The sequence below is a fragment of the Chryseobacterium sp. B21-037 genome, from assembly GCF_028570785.1.
Taxonomy (GTDB): domain Bacteria; phylum Bacteroidota; class Bacteroidia; order Flavobacteriales; family Weeksellaceae; genus Chryseobacterium; species Chryseobacterium proteolyticum.
Window position 1 is genome coordinate 1,411,701 of record NZ_JALGCB010000001.1, and the last position, 21,899, is coordinate 1,433,599.

15 protein-coding genes are annotated in these 21,899 nt (G+C 36.3%); 6 read left to right on the plus strand and 9 right to left on the minus strand.

What is annotated here, in order from left to right:
• Together MTQ00_RS06155 and MTQ00_RS06160 are read left to right on the plus strand one after the other, a co-directional pair.
• Positions 1-510, plus strand: a complete 510-nt coding sequence (locus tag MTQ00_RS06155; protein ID WP_273648139.1) for a GNAT family N-acetyltransferase — start codon at positions 1-3, stop codon at positions 508-510.
• 18 nt (positions 511-528) lie between these two features.
• Complete coding sequence (locus MTQ00_RS06160) at positions 529-1,647, plus strand: FAD-dependent monooxygenase (RefSeq protein WP_273648140.1); 1,119 nt, start codon at positions 529-531, stop codon at positions 1,645-1,647.
• A gap of 126 nt (positions 1,648-1,773) precedes the next feature.
• On the opposite strand, the gene MTQ00_RS06165 is transcribed toward MTQ00_RS06160, so the two are convergent.
• The 8 genes from MTQ00_RS06165 to MTQ00_RS06200 all read right to left on the minus strand — a co-directional run bounded on the left by MTQ00_RS06165 (position 1,774) and on the right by MTQ00_RS06200 (position 15,433).
• Complete coding sequence (locus MTQ00_RS06165; protein WP_273648141.1) at positions 1,774-2,247, minus strand: DUF3347 domain-containing protein; 474 nt, start codon at positions 2,245-2,247, stop codon at positions 1,774-1,776.
• Positions 2,248-2,359: 112 nt separating this feature from the next.
• Positions 2,360-2,737 (minus strand): HYC_CC_PP family protein, encoded by a 378-nt coding sequence (locus tag MTQ00_RS06170; protein WP_273648142.1) that lies wholly within the window; start codon positions 2,735-2,737, stop codon positions 2,360-2,362.
• Positions 2,738-2,907: 170 nt separating this feature from the next.
• Positions 2,908-5,139, minus strand: a complete 2,232-nt coding sequence (locus tag MTQ00_RS06175) for a TonB-dependent receptor plug domain-containing protein (RefSeq protein WP_172282460.1) — start codon at positions 5,137-5,139, stop codon at positions 2,908-2,910.
• Positions 5,140-5,183: 44 nt separating this feature from the next.
• On the minus strand, positions 5,184-5,993 hold the full coding sequence (gene kdsA / locus MTQ00_RS06180; RefSeq protein ID WP_172282458.1) for a 3-deoxy-8-phosphooctulonate synthase: 810 nt from the start codon (positions 5,991-5,993) through the stop codon (positions 5,184-5,186).
• A gap of 114 nt (positions 5,994-6,107) precedes the next feature.
• Entirely contained in the window at positions 6,108-6,638 is a 531-nt protein-coding gene (locus tag MTQ00_RS06185; RefSeq protein WP_273648143.1) for a DUF1697 domain-containing protein, read from the minus strand.
• Positions 6,639-6,699: 61 nt separating this feature from the next.
• Positions 6,700-8,184 (minus strand): hypothetical protein, encoded by a 1,485-nt coding sequence (locus MTQ00_RS06190; RefSeq protein ID WP_273648144.1) that lies wholly within the window; start codon positions 8,182-8,184, stop codon positions 6,700-6,702.
• A gap of 100 nt (positions 8,185-8,284) precedes the next feature.
• The gene (locus MTQ00_RS06195) at positions 8,285-11,770 is read right to left on the minus strand and encodes a glycosyltransferase family 117 protein (RefSeq protein ID WP_273648145.1); all 3,486 of its coding nucleotides are present in this window, start codon (positions 11,768-11,770) and stop codon (positions 8,285-8,287) included.
• Positions 11,771-11,947: 177 nt separating this feature from the next.
• Positions 11,948-15,433 (minus strand): glycosyltransferase family 117 protein, encoded by a 3,486-nt coding sequence (locus MTQ00_RS06200; protein WP_273648146.1) that lies wholly within the window; start codon positions 15,431-15,433, stop codon positions 11,948-11,950.
• 224 nt (positions 15,434-15,657) lie between these two features.
• On the opposite strand from MTQ00_RS06200, the gene MTQ00_RS06205 reads away from it, so the two are divergent.
• From MTQ00_RS06205 to MTQ00_RS06220, 4 genes are all read left to right on the plus strand, one after another.
• Positions 15,658-16,695 carry a PLP-dependent cysteine synthase family protein gene (locus MTQ00_RS06205; protein ID WP_273648147.1) on the plus strand — a complete coding sequence of 346 codons (1,038 nt, stop codon included), beginning with the start codon at positions 15,658-15,660 and terminating at the stop codon, positions 16,693-16,695.
• An 80-nt stretch (positions 16,696-16,775) separates the two neighbouring features.
• Positions 16,776-18,047: an aminotransferase class I/II-fold pyridoxal phosphate-dependent enzyme gene (locus MTQ00_RS06210; RefSeq protein WP_172279656.1), complete on the plus strand. Its 1,272-nt coding sequence runs from the start codon at positions 16,776-16,778 to the stop codon at positions 18,045-18,047.
• A gap of 130 nt (positions 18,048-18,177) precedes the next feature.
• Positions 18,178-18,645 (plus strand): glucosaminidase domain-containing protein, encoded by a 468-nt coding sequence (locus MTQ00_RS06215; RefSeq protein ID WP_273648148.1) that lies wholly within the window; start codon positions 18,178-18,180, stop codon positions 18,643-18,645.
• Between the two features lie 74 nt (positions 18,646-18,719).
• Complete coding sequence (locus MTQ00_RS06220; RefSeq protein ID WP_273648149.1) at positions 18,720-20,909, plus strand: B12-binding domain-containing radical SAM protein; 2,190 nt, start codon at positions 18,720-18,722, stop codon at positions 20,907-20,909.
• A 113-nt stretch (positions 20,910-21,022) separates the two neighbouring features.
• Here the strand turns inward: MTQ00_RS06220 and MTQ00_RS06225 are convergent, their stop codons facing one another.
• Positions 21,023-21,841 carry a hypothetical protein gene (locus MTQ00_RS06225; protein ID WP_273648150.1) on the minus strand — a complete coding sequence of 273 codons (819 nt, stop codon included), beginning with the start codon at positions 21,839-21,841 and terminating at the stop codon, positions 21,023-21,025.
• Between the last annotated feature and the right edge of the window lie 58 nt (positions 21,842-21,899).

Here is a 21,899-nt window from a genome sequence, read left to right on the forward strand (position 1 = left end):
ATGATGCAATATACCACTCAATGGCTTACTGATAAAAGCCGGATTAAAGAACTTGTTGACTTTTTTATTACCCATAAAACAAAGTCATACATTTCACATGGAGAAATAATTTCAGGAAGAGCAGAAAGTTCGGAAGAATGGAGTGCTGATCTTGAATCCATTCTGACAGAGCAGTTTAACAGTGATTTTAATGCTGGAAGTCCTTCTGCATCAACGGTCAGGATTTTAATTGCAGAAAACGCTGAAAAAGAAATCATTGGGATGCTGGTTTTTAATGTGATTTACAGTGGTTTTAAAAATTATGCAGTGCTAGAAGACATGCTCTTAGATCAGTCTTACCGCGGGCAATCTATCGGAAGTACCCTCCTGGAAAGTGCGATCGAAGAATCCGGTAAGTGGAATATCAGCTTTCTCCTTTTGGAAAGTGGTATTGATAATAAAGGAGCTCATCATTTTTTTGAAAAATATGGTTTTAGAAAAGTTTCCGAAAATTATATTTTAACCCTGTAAGCAGATAATCAAGCTGATATGAATTCAATTTCAATTATCGGAGCCGGAATCGGAGGTCTCACCCTTGGCAATATCCTTAAACAACATCAGCTGGATGTTACATTATATGAATCAGCTCCTGAAATTAAGCCAGTGGGATCAGGAATTATGATGGCCATGAATGCGATGAAGGTATTTGAACAACTAAATCTAAAAGAAAAAGTTGAAAATGCAGGGAATAAAATTCATGGGATCTCTATTACTGACGGTTCATTTCGATCTATTTCAAGAACACATAGTTCAGATCTTGAAAGAAAGTTGAATGTCTCCAATGTAGCCATTCATAGAGCGGAGCTGCAAAAAATCCTTGCTGAAAACATAGGTTTCGAAAACATTCAGCTAAGTCATAATCTACAAAGTATAGAAAAAAATGATAACTATACGTTACACTTTGAAAACAGAACAGCCGTAGAAAGCAAGGTTGTTTTTGGAGCGGATGGAATTAAATCCAAAGTTCGGAATCAGATCTTAAAAACAGGAACCATCAGAAATACAGGACAAAAGTGCTGGCGGGGCCTCGTTAACTACGATCTCCCGGAAGAGTACCATCATGAAGCTCTGGAAATGTGGGGAAAAGGTAAACGTTTCGGTTTTGTAAAGATGTCAGCTACAAAAGTATATTGGTATGCCGTAATAAGTGATAAAAGCTTTAAACCGGATATTGATCTCTGCTTTGTTTTCAGTGATTTCAATCCATTGGTAACAAAAATCCTACAAGCAACTTCTCCCGGGGATATCATTTTAAATGATATTACAGACCTCTCTCCCATACCTGAATGGTATTCTGACAATTTATGCCTGATAGGTGATGCCGCGCACGCAACAACTCCTAATATGGGGCAGGGTGCATGCCAGGCCATAGAAGATGCTTATATCATCGGAAAATTGCTCGTAGAGAATAAAGATTTTAACCGGGTCTTCGAAAATTTTCAAAAAATAAGGAGAAAAAAAGTAGACTATGTTGTCAATACCAGCCGGATGATTGGAAAAATATCTCTGTGGAAATATGGCACAGGATTCAGGAACTTTTTAATGAGGCAAATCCCTGAAAGTACCAATAAAAAACTGATTGAAAAACTGGTATATCTGGAGCTATAACCATTATAGAGTCAACAATCTTCTTCCGCTAAGTCAGTAAACAGAATAAAAAAAATGTATAGCTTTAATTAAATTACACTTTAAATAAAACTATACAATCAATTATCTTAAAGACAGTTAAGGTCTTTATTTAATTTCCGACTTTACACTCCCACATGAAAGCATTTTACTTCCGTAGTAAGGATTTACAACCTGCTTTTCATTACTTAGCCAGCTTCCGTCAGCCATAGGACAATACATTACAAAAACAGGTTTTCCGGATAGTTTGAACTGCTTTGTCAGCGCGATCATATCTTTTGAAAGATTCAGAAAGGCCTCTCTTTGGGTATCTATACTTTTGGTTCCGGAAATAGTACCGGCATTCTTTTTCAGAGCAGACAAATGAGTCGATGAAATAACTTTAGGATCTATTGCAGCAGCTGTCTTAACGAATTCTGCGGCTGCTTTTGATGTTTTATCAGCATCGTCCGTTGTTAAAGCTGTTTTAATAGAAATATAATCCTGGTATAATTTTGAAACCTGAGGATTAGATTGTGACTGTGCAGATAAAGACAGTACTGAGAATATAGAAAGTACTGCTGTAATGATATACTTTTTCATTGTTTTAAATTTAGAATTGAAAATTTTATTATTAATAAGGTCATGGAATATCACAGATGGTGATAATCATCTTTGTTCATCCAATAAAAACCATTGGACGAAAGATTAAATTTTAAATTCTGAAATTACAATGTTCAATAAAAATAGGAACTGATCTCCTATCAGGTGGTGGATTGACAGTGGTTCGCGAAAATTTTTCAGCTGAAAAAGATCGGTCTGCATAAAAAGTTTCGTCACTTTGAAGCCTTGGAATCGCTTTCAGTAATTTGATTTTCAAAAAATCTGACTTTTGCGAATCATCAACTTTTAAAACCTTAATTTCTGTCTTGCAGCAGTCCTTTTTGGACTTAATACCACATTTAGAGCATATGTCGTCGGTTTTCCGGCTTACAGAAACCAGCTCTTCCATGCAATAATGCACCCTAAAAACAGCTCCAGAAGAAAATCCGAAGTAGAAAATAGAAAACACTATGGCCAGAATCTTTTTCATATGTTGAAGCAAAGGTAAAAATATCTTTGATTTTGTTGTTATAAAATTATGTAACGTTGTTATAAAATTCGTGAAATAAAAAGCTTCTGAAGATTTCAGAAGCTTTTTTATATGTTATCTATTTCAGATTAACCGTTTTTAATGATCAGACGGTCATCTCAGGGAAAATCTTATTTAAGCTTAAATTCAAGTTTTACATTGAAAAATCTTCCGGTCAGACGTACCGGTACCGGATACATCAGATTAGTATTCGCGTCGGTAATCCATTGATTGGCTACCGTATTCCGGATGTTAAATGCATTGAATACCTGTACTCCTAAAGTAAGCTCCTCAAAATTGCCCCAGAAACCATATGTCTGTTTTTTATCTTTTGAATCAATGAATACTTTGGATAGTCCTATATCCACTCTTTTATAAGACGGTAAGGTACTCTGATATCTATACGGGGCATTCACGTCCGGTGCACCATTCTGATCCAATATGATCGGCGATCCTGTCGGTAATCCCATTGCATAGGTTAAAGTAAGATTCACTCTCATTGAAGGAAATTGAGGCATATAATCCTGATAGAACATCGCAAATCTTAACCTCTGATCAGTAGGTCGGGGAATATTCCCTCTCCCATCGATATTTTCATACACCCTCGCATAACTTGCAGACAGCCATGAATCAATTCCGGGAACAAATTCTCCGAATAACCTGGCATCAAGTCCATAGGCATATCCGGAAGCATTATTTTTCCCTGAATAACGGATCCTTACATTATCCATGTAGTATGGAATAAGATCATCCATCTTTTTATAATAAGCTTCTGTAGTCAATTTAAACGGACGATCATACATCTGGAACTCATAATCATTTGCCAGAATCAGCTGTATGGAACGCTGGGATTTGATGGTGTTATTGAAATTCCCGTCCAGGTCCTTAATCTCTTTGTAAAAAGGTGCCTGATAGTATATCCCGCCCGAAAGCCTGAATAACATATCCGTATCCCAGTCAGGTTTTACAGCAAACTGAACGCGGGGCGAGAAAATGGTTTCATTATTAAAGCTCCAATGGGCAACCCTTGCTCCGGCGTTGATGAAAACCTTATTGGTTCCCCAATAAAATTTCTGGGAATACTGTGCATAGGCTGATAATCGTGTTGGCTCAATAGCATTCTGCCCTGCTATTCTGTATAATAATTTAAGATCTCCCGGTGTTCCGAATCTTGGATCATCTATAGGCCTTGGAATACTATAGCCGGCAGAGTCAATTAATTTCCATTCATTGGTAAGATCCTTGAGGTTTTCTTTTTCATATTTAAATCCTACTTCGATATCAGTATTCACATTCGGAGAAAAACGTCCTCTGAACTGGGCTCCGTAGGTTCTTACGAAAAGATCATTCCTTGCATGGTCTATCTGTCCTCCAGTATCATAGGTCGTTATAGGTGCTCCGGTGATCGGATCAAATGTTTGTAATATATATTGGGATTGAATAGAATAATATTCTCGCTCCCTGTTTTGATAGGCAAAAGCATCTAATGTAAACCTCCACTTTTCCGATGGTTTGAAATTCATCGAAAGTGTTCCCATCATGTTTTTATACTGGTCATTTTCTTTTCCGGCATAAAAAACAGTAAGATTAAGAGGTCTTTGAAGCGTTCCGAAATCCACACTCCTTTCTTTAGGAATCATTTCATAATCATTCTTGGAATAATATCCTACAAATGAAAGGCTAAGCTTAGGATTGAAATGATAATTGATATACGATTGAAAATCCCAATAGGTAGGATTAAAATTGGTATCTTCTTTCAAGGTATTCAGAACCAGATTGGTATTTCTGTACCGGCCGGAAAATAAAGCAGTCAGCTTTTTATTTTTTGAAGCCAAACCGGTCGTTAGTCTGCCTCCGATCAAACTTGCTTCCCCGGACAGTTCAAATTTCTCAGGTTCCCGGTAATAAATATTCAGTGCAGAGGACATCTTATCTCCATATCGGGGTTCAAAACCTCCTGCAGAAAAATTAACTGTTGAAACCATATCGGGATTGATGATACTTAACCCTTCCTGTTGAGAGTTTCTGATCAAAAAGGGCCTGTAGATTTCAATATCATTAATATAGATAAGGTTTTCATCATAGTTTCCACCACGAACCATATATTGTGAAGAAAGCTCTGTATTGGAGTTTACGGAAGGTAAGGTTTTCAGAATTCCTTCTATTCCTCCCGAAATACTTGCAACATTCTTAGCATCTTTGGCTGAGATTTTTACAGTACTGAGATCACTGGTTTTACCAACGACTTTTTTCTGGAACACAACTTCCTCAATATCTCTGTATTTTGCAGTATCCTTCTTTTTTGTCTGAGAGAACACTAACATGGGAACCATAAGGCTCAGCGGTAAAACTAGTTTTTTCAAAAGAAATGTTTTAAGAATTTCTAAAATTAAGTATTTTTTAACAATTACAAAATCGATTCTCTAATTCTTGTTAATTTTTGTAACAAATCTTCTAATAAATCCAGCCTTAACATATTAGCTCCATCAGATAATGCCGTTTCCGGTGTAGGATGTGTTTCTATGAAAAGTCCATCCGCTCCTACTGCAATTCCAGCTTTTGCAATTGTTTCAATCAGGTCTGGTCTTCCTCCAGTAACTCCTGAATTCTGGTTAGGCTGTTGTAAAGAATGGGTAACATCAAGAATAACAGGAGCATATTGCCTCATAGTAGGGATCCCTCTGTAATCAACGATAAGGTCTGTATATCCGAAAGAATTCCCTCTTTCAATAATTGCTACTTTCTGATTATCGGAATCTGTTATTTTCTGAACAGCGAATTTCATGGATTCCGGAGACAGGAACTGTCCTTTTTTCAGGGTCACACATTTTCCGGTTTTCGCTGCTGCCACCAAAAGATCCGTCTGACGGACTAAAAATGCGGGAATCTGTAAAACATCTACATACTGGGCAGCCAAAGCTGCATGCTCATTTTCATGAATATCTGTTGTTGTAGGAATATTAAAAGTTTCCCCAACTTTTTTTAGAATTTCAAGAGACTTTTCTTCCCCGATCGTAGTAAAGGAATCTACTCTACTTCTGTTGGCTTTCTTGAAGCTTCCTTTAAAAATATATGGTATATTATATTTGTTGGTAATTTCTATTACTTTTTCAGCAATCCTCAATGCCATGTCTTCGCCTTCGATGATACAAGGTCCTGCTGTAAGAAAAAAGTTTTTTGAATCTTTGTGATGGATATTATCTAAATACTGAATCATTTTATTATAATTAAAAAGTTCAGTAAAAATACTTATAATGTTTCAGAATCCGAAATTATTTAAAGCCTTAATATTACTGGAATTTCAAGGTCTTTTTCCAAAACATTAATAATATTAAGACTCCATCTTCTTAAGAATTTTCTCAAAAGTATTAATATTTCTACTGGTAAACTGGTCTTTCATACTTTTCTTTCCCAGAATTTTCCCGAAGCTGGAGTCTAATGTATTCCCCTTAGGAACCTGCCAGTAAAAAATATCATTGATAATCTCACCCTTCTCATTTTCAGCTTTGGAAGACAATTCAAATTCTTTCATTAAAATAGCTTCTACACCTTCATTTCCTATAAAAGTATAGCTATGAAAATCTTCGTTTTTTTCAAAGGGATTTCCGTTCCAGAAGTTTTCAATTTCAGCACCAGACCTGATAAAAAGAAAAGCATCATAAGAAAAATGTTCAGACATTGCTGCTTCCAGAATTTTTTTAAGATCTGCCACATTCTTATCGGAAGAAAAAACAATATTTCCGGAAGCCAGAATAGAGCTTACGTTTTTCATTCCGGCTTTTTCAAAGACTTTACAAACATCGGCCATTTTCATGTTCGTTCCTTTTACATTCACACCTCGAAGAAAAGCACAGTATTTCATAGTTTTAGTTTTTTAAGGTTTGATTATTACAGGTTTGTCAAAAGTTGAGAGCAACTACCTATCACTTTATCCTAACGTACAAATTATAATCCGTCCCGGAAGGTTTAAGACGATAAATCTTTTCCAGAATTGTATTCTCACTTTTTAGATGGTCTTTTATCCTGAATTCTTCCAATAATCTGTAGTGAGCTTTATAATATTCCGCATCTTTTCCTTTAAATAAGTCATTATAAGAAAGCAGATATTTGGGTTTTCTTTTTTTAACGGTGTTGATCCAGTAATTGGCTTTATCTTTCTTGATTTCGGTCTGAATCTGTTTATCCACCAAACCAACTTCATCAATTGTCTTCAACCCAGAAAAATAAGGTACATATCCTGCTGGTTCTAGTAAGATCCACTGATTTTTATCTTTTTCATAAAAGTTTAAGGAAGTTCCGATCGATCTTCTGTAATTCCATTCTCCGTTGCCTGTTGCAATGGAATGTATGGTCTGGAAAATCATCATAGGAACGATATAAATAATAACCAATAAAAACAGCCATAGATCTTTTTTGACCTTTTGCTCGAGCACAAAAATAAGGACCGGGACAAAAAGTAAAATCTGAGGAACCCAGTAATACCAGTCGAATAAACTTTTCTGAGAAAGAAAGACCAGTTGCTTCACCCATCCAAAAATGAAAATCATCCATAAGAAATAATTCCTCTTTTCTCTTTGGCGGACCAGAAAAACAAAACAGGCCAATTCAAAAAGCAGCACAACGATTGTAAACGGATTAAAATCGCCGGGTAATTTGAGCATTCCCCAGAAGTTTCCGTAGTTAGAAATAAAATATTCCACATCCTGCCCGAATGTAAAATTCTTATCATAAAGTAGTTTTTTAGCAACAATGGTATTGTTAACCCATTCTCCAAAATAAAACCAGTTGAACGCCAGGGCAAAGGAAATCCCCAGTATTCCACCAAAAATGTAGCTCCATCGTATTTTCTTATTCCAGAATATATCGACCAGGAATACATTACCTAAAAAAATAACAGTATCAATTCTTGTAAATAAAATAAGGATAGGAAGTACAATAAATGCCCATTTCTTTTCCTTTTTAAAACCATAATACAGCAAAGCCATTTCAAGGAAGAAGAGAAGCCCATATTCCATTCCCAGAATTGAAATTTTTATTGAAGGTGGTAAAATTCCAAACAGAAAAATAAAAATAGCTTTATGCCATGGATTTTTTAAAAGCAGATGAGATAAGAATAAACTTCCTATTGTAAATAATATGGAGTTGAAAATAAGAAGAGGTTCAATAAAGTATTCTTTACCGAAAATAAGGTTGAACAGGTAGGAGACAAAAACATACAGATGCGTTGTAGATGCCGATATTTTTGTATCTCCGTTAAACCCTATTACTCCATAATCCATTAAATTCTGTGCGACCCGCCAGGTGATGAATGCATCCTCCTGAATATGGTGCGTCAGTAAGAAAAGGAGCTTAAAAACCACTGTAAAAATTACAGCATAGATTGGAAGTTTAGTTGTTCTTTCAGACATTGTGCTTCTTTAATGCCACAAATATAACCTTAAAAATTTATGAATACAATAACAAAAAAACGGAACCGAAGTTCCGTTTTAAGTATGTTTTGAAAGCCTTTTATTGGGTAGCTTTCATGATTGCTGTTGTAATCTGCTGTTCTTTTTCCTTGGAATAAGTAGAATCAAAAGGTTTCATAATATCAAATAAGTACTGATAGAACGGAGTGATTCTCTGTACATTTTCAGATTCATTCATCGCTTTTTCCTTACCCATTTGCTGGAGGCCTTTAATGAACACATTGAACTTTTTATCTATAGGCTCTATCGACTTCACAAGATAATCATATGCTTTATCTTTCCGCCCAATAGCTTTGTATGCAGAAGTTACAGCAGAAACCACAAGAGAATATTCCATAGGTTTAGCTCCCATTTGTCTTCTCAGGTATCTCTGATCACCAGGGCTAAGGCTTAAATAGTAATCATACTCTTCAAATATTCCTTTCTTAAGAACTTCTGCCAATTTTAATCCCTTCTGTTCCTGTCCAGCTACAATATATCCGTACACAATTGAGCTTAAAGAGCGAGGATCATTGTATTTCTCCGTCGGGATCTCTTTTGCGGCAAGATCTAACAATTCAATTGCCTTATTTTTCTGTCCGGCGGATGATAAAGCTCCTACAGCTCTGCTGACTGTTGATCTGTAATATATAATATTGGATGTTGCAGTTTCATCATAATGATTGGTAAGATCTTTAAAATTACCCCATTTGAAGTTTTTAACCACATTGTATAGAGAGTTGGCGTCTACCCTTCCCATATCTCCATCGCTGCTAGGTGGTGTATGAATAGGAACCAATCGGTAACTGAAACCATCAAATTGTAAATAATCATCCAGATAGAAAATATTTTCACTGTCATAAATTCCACCTGAGGAGAAGTTAATCGGTCTTTTCCAATCAAAATTGGCAAAAATATCGAACATCATAAGGTTTCCCTTAAAAAGAGTATTCGCTTTATAATCGATCATAATCTGATTGACAGTATTTGGAAGATCACTTGGATTGATAATCCCTGCTTTTAAAGCATTTTCCTTGTTGACAGGTAAAATAAATTTACTCACCGGTAAGAAGTTGTATTTCTCGTAATGTGCCTCTCCGAAAATCATTTTAAGAATTTCATCCTTTTCAGGAGATTTCATTTTGATGAAACTGATTGCTTCTTTTAGAGTAATGGAATCCTGGGTAAGATATTTTCTAAAAGCCTGAAATTCCGTTTCAGGCGCTCCATGTTCTTTAAGATTTTCAAAAATATTCTGCCAGTCTTCTTTTTTCATAATGTAAACCTGATCGTTCACACCATCTTTATAATCCTCACGCGTAAGTTCCCCAGGGATTGGATTGGCGTTATAGGTTTTTCTCTTTACCTGATCACAGTACCAGGGAGTAGCAAGCAATGTAAAGTTGACTGTTTTTACATCATCACGGAAATTTTCGGTTTCCTGAATCGCCCAAACAGGAAAGGTATCATTATCTCCATAAAGAAATATAATATCCTCTTTGGGCAAAGACTTCAGAAATGAGTAGGCATAATCGTGTGCTGCTGATTTACGGCTACGGTCATGCGTATTATAGTTCTGGAATCCCATCATAAAAGGTATACCCAGTAAAATCACTCCCGCAACAATATTCGCTGCACCGGACTTTACTTTAGACTGTAAGAACCATAAAATAGCACCCGCTCCTAAACCTATCCATATAGCAAAAGCATAGAATGAGCCCACCATCGCATAATCTCTTTCTCTAACCTCAAAAGGTTTTACTCCCGTATAAAAAACAATTCCGGCACCTGTGAGAATAAACAATGACAGCAATGCGTAAAACCTCCCAAAATCCCTGTTAAGCTGGAAGAAGAATCCGATTAATCCTAAAATAAGGGGTAAGAAGAAAAAGGCAACCGTGCTTTCATTTTTAAATTTAGCAGGCATCTTATCCTGATTTCCCCACATGGCATTATCTATAAAAGAAAATCCGGAAATCCAATTTCCATTGGTACTTTCCATATGTCCTTCTCTGTCGTTTTGTCTTCCTACAAAATTCCACATCAGATATCTTACAAAGTAATATCCGTTCTGGAAAGTAATGAAGTAATCCATATTCTGAGCCAGAGAAGGCTTCTGAACATTAATAAGATCGTATGGCTTTACTTTCAGGTAATCTGTTGCCGTAATCGTTTTATCTTCGTATTTCTTTCTCAGTTCATTGAAGATCTCTTTTGCCTGAGGATTATCTGCCACATCTTCATTTCCATAATTGAAGGTGAAGTCAGGAGCCCCATACATTGAAATATAGTTCGCCATAACATCTTTATCTTCGTTAAACATTCTGGGCATTAAACTTACCTGGGACTTACTGAAAACATAGTTAAAACGCTCTCCTGTTTTTCTATAGGTTCCTGTTTTTTCATCCTTTTCATAAATGTCGCCGGTTTTCTTTGTTTTAAAACTTCCGTCTTCATTTTTCTCAATTCCGTTGGCATCAAGGAAAGCGGTATAGTTTTGCCCGTAAATTGTCGGCCAGTCTCCATATTGAGCTCTGTTATAATAATCTAGCATACCGATAGCCGTATCGGGATCATTCAGGTTCATTGGCGGGTTTGCGTTAGCTCTGATTGGAATGACCATCCAACATGAGAAGCCGATTACCATATAAACAATTGATAATGCTACGGTCTGATAAATACTTTTTTTACTTTTTCTCGCATATTTAATCATGAAATAGCATATTGCTACCATAAGAATAAAAGCCGCAATTGTTCCTGAATGGAAAGGAAGTCCCAAACCATTGACGAAGAATATCTCTAGTTTACCAAACATCGTCATGATGAGTGGGAAGATAATTTTAAATACAATAATCAGAATCCCCAACGTGATCAGATTTGCCCAGATGAAATTTTTCCACGTGAACTTATAGTTTCTGGCGTAGTATACCAGGCAGATTGCGGGGAGAGATAGCATACACATCATGTGTACACCTACTGAAAGTCCAACGATAAAGAAAATAAGAATGATCCATCTTTCATTGTCCGAAGTGTTATACTCATTTTCCCATTTGGTGATCAGCCATACCAAAAGCGCAATAAACATTGAAGCCATGGAATACACTTCCCCTTCAACCGCTGAAAACCAAAAAGTATCGGAAAATGTAAAACACAACGCGCCTATCACACCGGCAAAAAGAATCGAAATTTCCTGATGTTTGGTTACTTCTTCAAAATCTTTATTCAGTAATCGTCTTACAAAATGCGTAATGGTCCAGAATAAAAATAAGATTGTAAAAGCACTGAACGTAGCAGACATTGCATTGATTACGATAGAATAATTTTCGCCTTTTCCTAATGCAAAAATGGCCGCTACAGCGCCCACAATCTGGAATAAAGCAGCCCCGGGAGCGTGCGTTACTTCTAATTTTACTGCAGAAGATATGTACTCACCACAGTCCCAAAAACTCAAATAATGTTCTATCGTTGAAAAATAAGTAATAAATGCAATAACGAAAATCACCCATCCTAAAACGGTGTTCCATTGCCTGAAAGTCCAGTTTTTCATATAATATATCAGTTTATCTTTGCCTACAAATTATTAAGCGGTCAAGGATTATTTTCCAGTGATATCTTTAATAATATAGCTATTCTCTGTAAGACATTTAACCACTTAATTTTATTACATCCAAAGCAAAAAAAAACGGAACCGAAGTTCCGTTTTTAATTATGTTTTGAAAGTATTTTATTGGGTCGCTTTCATAATCGCTGTTGTAATCTGATGCTCTTTTTCTTTGGAATAAGTAGAATCAAAAGGTTCCATAATATCAAATAAGTACTGATAGAACGGAGTGATTCTTTGTACATTTTCAGATTCATTCATCGCTTTTTCTTTACCCATTTGCTGAAGATCTTTGATTAACACATTGAACTTTTTATCAATAGGCTCAATAGATTTCACAAGGTAGTCGTATGCTTTATCTTTCTGCCCAATAGCGTTGTAAGCTGTAGTTACAGCAGAAACCACAAGAGAATATTCCATAGGTTTAGCTCCCATTTGTCTTCTCAGGTATCTCTGATCACCAGGGCTAAGGCTTAAATAGTAATCATATTCTTCGAATATTCCTTTCTTAAGAACTTCTGCCAGTTTCAATCCTTTTTGTTCCTGTCCTGCTACAATATATCCGTACACAATTGAACTTAATGAGCGAGGATCATTGTATTTTTCTACCGGAATTTCCTTAGCAGCAAGGTCCAGTAACTCGATCGCTTTAGCTTTTTCACCTTTTAAAGAAAGGGCTGCCGCTGCTCTGCTCGCTGCACTTCTATAGCTGATGATATTGGAAGTTGCGGTTTCATCAAAATGAGCATTTAAGTCTTTAAAATTACCCCATTTGAAGTTTTTCACCACATTGTACAGAGAGTTGGCGTCTACCCTTCCCATATCTCCATCGCTGCTAGGTGGCGTATGAATAGGAATCAGTCGGTAGCTGAAACCATCCAATTGCAAATAATCATCCAGATAGAAAATATTTTCGCTGTCATATACTCCGCCTGAGGAGAAGTTAATCGGTCTTTTCCAATCAAAATTAGCCAGAATATCAAACATCATCAGGTTGTTCTTATAAAGAGTATTGGCTTTATAATCGATCATAATCTGATTAACAGTATTAGGAAGATCACTTGGATTGATAATCCCTGCTTTTAAAGCATTCTCCTTGTTGACAGGTAAAATAAATTTACTCACCGGTAAGAAGTTGTATTTTTCATAACGTGCCTCTCCAAAGATCATTTTAAGAATTTCATCCTTTTCAGGGGATTTCATTTTGATGAAATTGATTGCTTCTTTTAAAGTAATGGAATCCTGGGTAAGATACTTTCTAAAAGCCTGGAATTCCGTAGAAGAGGCTCCTTGTTCCTGAAGGTTATTGAAGATATTCTGCCAGTCTTCTTTTTTCATCAGGTAGATCTGATCATTCACACCATCCCTGTAGTCTTCGTGAGTTAACTGGCTTGGAATGGCATTGGCATTATAGGTTTTTCTTTTTACCTGGTCAATGTTCCATGGTGTTGATAGCAAAGTAAAGTTGACCACTTTTACATCATCACGGAAATTTTCGGTTTCCTGAATCGCCCAAACCGGATATGTATCATTATCACCGTATACAAATAAAATATCCTCTTTTGGCAATGATTTTAATACGGAATAAGAATAATCATATGCTGTATACCGGTTACTTCTGTCATGTACATTATAATTCTGGAATCCCATCATAAAAGGTATACCCAGTAAAATCACTCCCGCAACAATATTCGCTGCACCGGACTTTACTTTAGACTGTAAGAACCATAAAATAGCACCCGCTCCTAAACCTATCCATATAGCAAAAGCATAGAATGAGCCTACCATCGCATAATCCCTCTCCCTAGGTTCAAATGGTTTTACACCTGTATAGAAAATAATTCCAACGCTGGTAATAACGAATAATGATAATATAGCATAGAATCTTCCAAAATCCCTGTTAAGCTGGAAGAAGAATCCGATTAATCCTAAAATAAGGGGTAAGAAGAAAAAAGCAACCGTGCTTTCATTTTTAAATTTAGCAGGCATCTTATCCTGATTTCCCCACATGGCATTATCTATAAAAGAAAATCCGGAAATCCAGTTTCCTTTTGTATTTTCCATATTCCCCTCAAGGTCATTCTGTCTTCCTACAAAATTCCACATCAGGTATCTTACAAAGTAATATCCGTTCTGGAAAGTAATGAAGTAATCCATATTCTGAGCCAGAGAAGGCTTCTGAACATTAATAAGATCGTATGGCTTTACTTTCAGGTAATCTGCTGCCGTAATCGTTTTATCTTCGTATTTCTTTCTCAGTTCATTGAAGATCTCTTTTGCCTGAGGATTATCTGCTACATCTTCATTTCCATAATTAAAGGTGAAGTCAGGAGCTCCATACATTGAAATGTAGTTCGCCATCACCGATTTGTCTTCATTGAACATTCTGGGCATTAAACTTACCTGGGACTTGCTGAAAACATAGTTAAAACGTTCTCCTGTCTTTCTATAGGTTCCTGTTTTTTCATCCTTTTCATAAATGTCGCCGGTCTTCTTGGTTTTAAAGCTTCCGTCTTCATTTTTCTCAATTCCGTTGGCATCAAGGAAAGCGGTATAGTTTTGTCCGTAAATTGTCGGCCAGTCTCCATATTGTTCTCTGTTGTAATAATCAAGCATACCGATAGCCGTATCGGGATCATTCAGGTTCATTGGAGGGTTTGCGTTAGCTCTGATTGGAATGACCATCCAACATGAGAAGCCGATTACCATATAAACAATTGATAATGCTATGGTCTGATAAATGCTTTTTTTACTTTTTCTCGCATATTTAATCATGAAATAGCATATTGCTACCATAAGAATAAAAGCAGCAATTGTTCCTGAATGGAAAGGAAGTCCCAAACCATTGACGAAGAATATCTCGAGTTTACCAAACATCGTCATGATGAGTGGGAAAATAATTTTAAATACAATAATCAGAATCCCCAACGTGATCAGGTTTGCCCAGATGAAATTTTTCCACGTGAACTTATAGTTTCTGGCGTAGTATACCAGGCAGATTGCGGGAAGAGATAACATACACATCATGTGTACACCTACTGAAAGTCCAACGATAAAGAAAATAAGAATGATCCATCTTTCATTGTCCGAAGTGTTATACTCATTTTCCCATTTTGTGATCAGCCATACCAAAAGCGCAATAAACATCGAAGCCATGGAATACACTTCCCCTTCAACCGCCGAAAACCAAAAAGTATCGGAAAATGTAAAACACAACGCGCCTATGACACCGGCAAAAAGAATCGAAATTTCCTGATGTTTGGTTACTTCTTCAAAATCTTTATTCAGTAATCGTCTTACAAAATGCGTAATGGTCCAGAATAAAAATAAGATCGTAAAAGCACTGAACGTAGCAGACATTGCATTGATTACGATAGAATAATTTTCGCCTTTTCCTAATGCAAAAATGGCCGCTACAGCGCCCACAATCTGGAATAAAGCAGCCCCGGGAGCGTGCGTTACTTCTAATTTTACTGCAGAAGATATGTACTCACCACAGTCCCAAAAACTCAGCTTGGGTTCTATTGTTGATAAGTACGTGAAAAATGCAATGACGAAAATCACCCATCCTAAAACGGTGTTCCATTGCCTAAAAGTCCAGTTTTTCATAGTATAAAATCAATTACGCGAAAATAGGGCTTTTATATGATTTTATATCGATTTTAACAATTTTTTAAAATACTGGTGTGGTATTTGCGTTAATAAGTCTGTAACCATTGAGGAAGGAAAAATATCGATTTAAGTAATGACAGCTTAGAAATCAAACAAAAGTTTAGAAATTATTTATTTTTTTGTATTTTTGCCCTCAGATTTTTATTGAAAAATAGCAAATAATGAGTAATGTTTACGATAATATCCTTGGCCTAATAGGAAACACTCCTATGGTGAAGCTAAATACTGTAACGAAAGATATTCCTGCAACTGTTTATGCCAAGTTAGAATCATATAATCCTGGACATTCCACTAAAGATAGAATCGCACTTCACATTATAGAAAACGCTGAGAAAAAAGGTTTATTAAAAGAAGATTCTGTAATTGTAGAGACCACCTCAGGGAATACAGGATTCTCTCTTGCAATGGTTTGCATTATCAAAGGGTATAAATGCATTCTTGCTGTAAGTGACAAAACAAAACCTGAAAAGATTGCCTATCTTAAAGCTCTTGGAGCGGTAGTGTATGTTTGCCCTGCTAACGTACCTGCGAATGATCCCCGATCCTATTATGAGGTTGCCAAAAGAGTGGCTTCTGAAACACCTAATTCTGTTTATATCAACCAATACTTTAATGAGTTGAATATTGATGCCCATTACCAGACTACCGGACCGGAAATATGGGAGCAGACAGAAGGAAAAATCACACATCTTTTTGCATGTACAGGAACCGGGGGAACTTTATCCGGGTCAGCAAAATTTTTAAAGGAAAAGAATCCGAATATCAAAATAATAGGAGTAGATGCAGACGGATCTATTCTGAAAAGTTATCATGAAACCGGAGAAATCCATAAAGAAGATGTTCACCCCTATCAGATTGAAGGAATGGGAAAAAATCTTATTCCTGCCGCCTTACTTTTTGATAAAGTCGACCAGTTTGTAAGAGTGAATGATGAAATGTCTGCCTACAGAACCCGTGAAATAGCTCTGAAAGAGGCGATCATGGGAGGTTATACGACCGGAGCTGTTACCCAGGCGCTTATACAATATGCCCAATCTAACGAATTTTCAAAAGATGACCTGGTTGTATTAATTTATCCTGATCATGGATCAAGATACATTACCAAGGTATACAGCGACAAATGGATGGCGGAACAAGGTTTTGTAAACAATTGTGTTCACAACTACGATGAAGTTTTCAAGACAGAATTCATCAAATAGAAATAATTACCATACAAATCAAGCCTTTTTTGTAGATCACAAAAGGCTTTTTTTAATTAAATAAAATCACTTATAAAATGTTGGATATTTTTGAAAGAATAAAAGAAAATCCAGGACCTCTTGGACAATTTGCAGATTATGGAGAAGGCTATTTTATTTTCCCGAGACTTGAAGGGCCAATCGGACCTAGAATGCAGTTTCAGGGAAGAGAAGTCATTTTCTGGAGTGCTAACGATTATTTAGGATTATGTAATCATCCTGAAGTTTTGGAAGCCGATGCAAAAGCCGCTGCTGAATACGGGATGTTTTATCCAATGGGAGCAAGAGCAATGTCCGGGGAAACAGAACAGCATTTACAACTGGAAAGGGAGCTTGCTGATTTTGTTCAGAAAGAATCTGCTTATTTATTAAATTTCGGTTACCAGGGAATGGTTTCTACCATTGACGCTTTGGTTAGCAGAAATGATGTAATCGTATATGATGTAGATTCACATGCATGTATCGTAGATGGGGTAAGACTTCACTCCGGAAAAAGATTTACCTATAGACACAATGATATCGAAAGTCTTGAAAAAAACCTTCAGAGAGCAACAAAAGTAGCTGAAGAAACCGGTGGTGGTATTCTGGTAATTACAGAAGGGGTTTTCGGAATGAGAGGTCAGCAGGGGAAGCTTAAGGAAATCTGTGACCTGAAATCAAAATATAACTTCAGACTTCTTGTAGATGACGCTCATGGATTCGGAACTCTTGGAAAAACAGGAGCCGGAGCTGGTGAAGAACAAGGATGTCAGGATAAAATCGATGTATATTTCTCTACTTTCGCTAAGTCAATGGCCGGTTTCGGAGCTTTCATTGCCGGAGATAAAGAAATCATCCGATACTTAAAATTCAACTTAAGATCACAAATCTTTGCAAAATCCCTGACGATGCCAATGGTTATCGGAGGGCTTAAAAGATTAGAGCTTTTAAGAACAAGACCTGAAATTAAAGCTAAACTTTGGGAAAATACCTATAAACTGCAAAACGGTCTTAAAGAAAGAGGTTTCAACATTGGAGACAGTAATACTTGTGTAACGCCAGTAATGATGCAGGGAACACCGGTAGAAGCAACTCTTTTGGTTAAAGATTTAAGAGAAATTTACGGAATTTTCACATCTGTAGTTGTTTACCCGGTAATTCCTAAAGGAATGATATTACTAAGATTGATTCCAACGGCGTCTCATACAGATGCTGAGATCAATGAAACATTAGCTGCCTTTGAAGCTATTCACGATAAACTGGTGGGTGGTCATTATAAGGAGCAAGCTGATAATTATCTGAAGGAGAACAACGTTCAGTTTAAAGAAATTTAAAACAATACAAAAGGCCATTTGAAATACAATGGCCTTTTTATCTATAATCCACTTCTGAATGAGTGGTAAATATCTGTCTTTTAATTTTTTAAAAGTCATTATTTTATGTAATAGATTGATATCAAAATAGATGTATATTAGAAATTCCAGAAATATTAAAACAGCAATTATCGGCCTGTTTCTTACGCTTTTCTTTACAACAGCTAATGCCCAGCATTCTTATATAGATAACCATAAAGATATTGCAGCAGATCTCTCAAAACAATACGGGATTCCAAGCTCGATCATACTCGCGATAGCTATTGTGGAGTCTGGAGCCGGAACCAGCAAGGCTAGCAAAACCCTTAATAATCACTTTGGTATTTTGGGAAAGAACGATGTGAATAATTCTAAATTTAAAAGCTTTAGTACCGTTCGCGAAAGCTATGAAGCTTTTTGCCGTATGCTTTCCAAAAAGAAAATTTATACCCGGTTAAAAGATAATAACAACAGTAACGATTGGGTTAAAGCTATTGCTTCCACAGGTTATTCTACCAAACCTAATGAATGGATAAAGAAAATAAATTCTACCATTGCTAAATTCGGCTTACAAAAATAAGTTCAATTCATCTTTTACAGGCCATTAATTTTTTTGTATGATATAGATGTGATAATTTTGCAAAAAAATTCCTATTGAAAGATCTTCTTCTGATTACTCCGCCTTTTACCCAACTTAATACTCCTTATCCTGCCACGGCTTATATTAAAGGTTTTTTAAATACCAAAAATATTACCAGCTATCAGATCGATTTGGGGATTGAAGTTATTTTGGAACTTTTTTCAAAAGAGGGTCTTCAGAACATTTTTTCCAGGAAAATTGATCTTGAAAAGTTGTCAGAAAATACCCAAAGGATTTTCGCTCTAAGGGATGAATATATAAAAACCATTGATCAGGTCATTCATTTCCTGCAAGGTAAAAATGCCACTTTGGCCCGCCAGATCTGTAGCATGAATTTTTTACCGGAAGCTTCCCGGTTCAATCAGCTGGATGATATGGAATTTGCTTTCGGAAACATGGGGCTTCAGGATAAAGCAAAACACTTGGCCACATTGTATTTGGAGGATCTATCTGATTATATTGTTGAAAATATAGATTCCGATTTTGGTTTCAGCCGGTATGCAGAACGCCTGGGGAAAAGTGCCAATTCTTTTGACGAGCTATATTCCAAATTATCAGACCGGCAAACATTTATTGATGATATCACATTAGAAATTTTAGCGGAAAAGCTACAGACCGTACAACCCAAACTTGTCTGTTTCTCTATCCCCTTTCCGGGGAATTTGTACTCCGCTTTTCGATGCGCCCAATACATCAAGAAAAATTTCCCAAACATTAAAACAGCGATGGGTGGTGGCTTTCCAAACACGGAATTAAGAGAAATAAAAGATCCCAGGGTTTTCGAATTCTTCGATTTTATTACTTTAGATGATGGCGAACTCCCAATTGAGCTTCTTTATAACCATCTAAATAACCCAACTGAAGAAGCCGAATTTAAAAGAACTTTCCTCATTGAGAACCATACGGTAACTTATAAGAATAACTCTAAACGACACGACTATAAACAGGCACAGGTCGGAACACCGGAATATAAAGATCTTTTACTCGATCAATATATTTCAGTCATTGAAATTGCCAACCCAATGCACAGTCTGTGGAGCGACGGAAGATGGAACAAGCTTACAATGGCTCATGGATGCTATTGGGGAAAATGTACTTTTTGTGATATTTCGCTGGATTACATAAGAATCTACGAACCTGTTTCTGCAAAAATCCTGGTCGACAGGATGGAGGAGCTTATTAAAGAAACTGGAGAAACCGGTTTTCATTTTGTGGATGAAGCTGCCCCACCTGCTTTAATGAGAGAAGTTGCGCTGGAAATTTTGCGCAGGAATCTCGTGGTGACCTGGTGGACCAATATCCGTTTTGAAAAGAGTTTTACCCGAGATCTTTGTTTTTTACTGAAGCTTTCGGGTTGTGTTGCTGTTTCAGGAGGACTGGAAGTAGCCAGTGACCGTCTTTTAAAATTGATTGATAAAGGGATTTCCGTTGATCAGGTGGCTCAGGTTACAAGAAATTTCACTGAAGCCGGTATAATGATCCATGCCTACCTTATGTACGGCTACCCTACCCAAACTGTACAGGAAACAATTGATTCACTGGAAATGGTACGGCAGCTCTTTGAAATGGGAATTCTGCAAAGTGGATTCTGGCATCAGTTTGCCATGACGGCTCATTCTCCGGTGGGTTTACATCCTGAAGAATTTGGCGTTACTCCTATTAAACAGGAAATTTTATTTGCCAATAACGATATTGATTTTACAGATAAAACAGGAATTGACCATAGTAAATTCAGTTTCGGATTAAAAAAATCGCTTTTCAATTATATGCACGGAATCAATTTTGATATCCCATTACAGGATTGGTTTGATTTTAAAATTCCCAAAACAACCATTCACCCCGATTATATCCACGATTGCCTTTTAGAAGAAGATCATTTTGTTTTTAAAGGAAACTCAAAGGTTATTTTTATGGACAGAAATGTTGTTGCCGAGAATTACATAAAAACAAAGAAACAAAATTCGTGGGCATATACGCAACTGACATTCCATTTAAAAACAAATATCGTAAAAATAGATCTGGAGCAGCCAAAAGCAGAATGGCTCATGAAAGTGCTTGCGGAAAACGCCATTGAAAATGCAAAAAAGACAACCCTGCAACAGCTTAAAATTCAGTTTGAAGAGAACTTCGAGGATTTTGAACTGTTCTGGTTTTCAAAACCTATACAGCAACTTAAAGATAATGGTGTCATTTTAAGTTTGTAGTTTCTAATTGAGAAGTCTACCGGGATCTTTAGCTGATCCAAATTTTGATTGATTTTTATAAATGAATCAAACCCGGCATTCCATAGACAATTAAATTATTAAACACTAAACTTTTATTTCTCTACACCATCTTTTACGACCTGTCCTACAACAACCTTTTCCTGAATTTTAATAAAATTCGGATCTAAAATTGCCATCCGTTCTGCAATAGCTTTATAGGTCGGAAATTTTAAAATTGAAGCCCTTCCGGACATTTCCCTGTACAATGTAAAACTTTTTCCACCAGCTGTTTTGATCTGCTTGGTAGTGGTAATGTATTTGCCAATATATTTGCTCTTAGCATCATAGATTTCAATATCTACAAATGTTTTCTCGGCAATCTTATCATCAGATCCGAAGCTTACCGGCAAATTCGTAAAATATCCGACCGGGACACCATTGCTGAGAATTTCCCCTACATTGTTGACTTCAATTTTCATCTTGTCAATTTTACTCCGTATGGAATAAGCATCCTTGGTTTTAGTATCAAGCTTTCTTTTGGGTGTATTTTGAAAAAGCTCATCTAAATTCTTAACATTAATGCCTTTGTTATCAATGATCTTGAGGTCTTTTATACAAGTATATACTGCAGATCTTTCTTCACCGGAAAAGGCTGAAGGAGAGCTGTAATCCAACTCAATGGTCTTATCCCTGTTGTATACCCTGTTCAATTTTATGTAACTGTCTCTTACAGAATCCACGACGCTTTTATCAACAAATTCTATTGTATAAATAGGCGTCTCCTTCAGGTCCATAAAAGTGTACTCACTTGATTTATTTGAAATTTTAGCAACATGTACTCCATCAAGACTTATAATACCCCTTTTGGTTTTAAAATTCTGGGCGTTTAATACAATTCCCATCATCATAAACAACATGATCATACTCCTCATAAAATCAGATTTACATTACATAAAAAAAAGTGTAACCAAAGTTACACTTTCTTGAAAA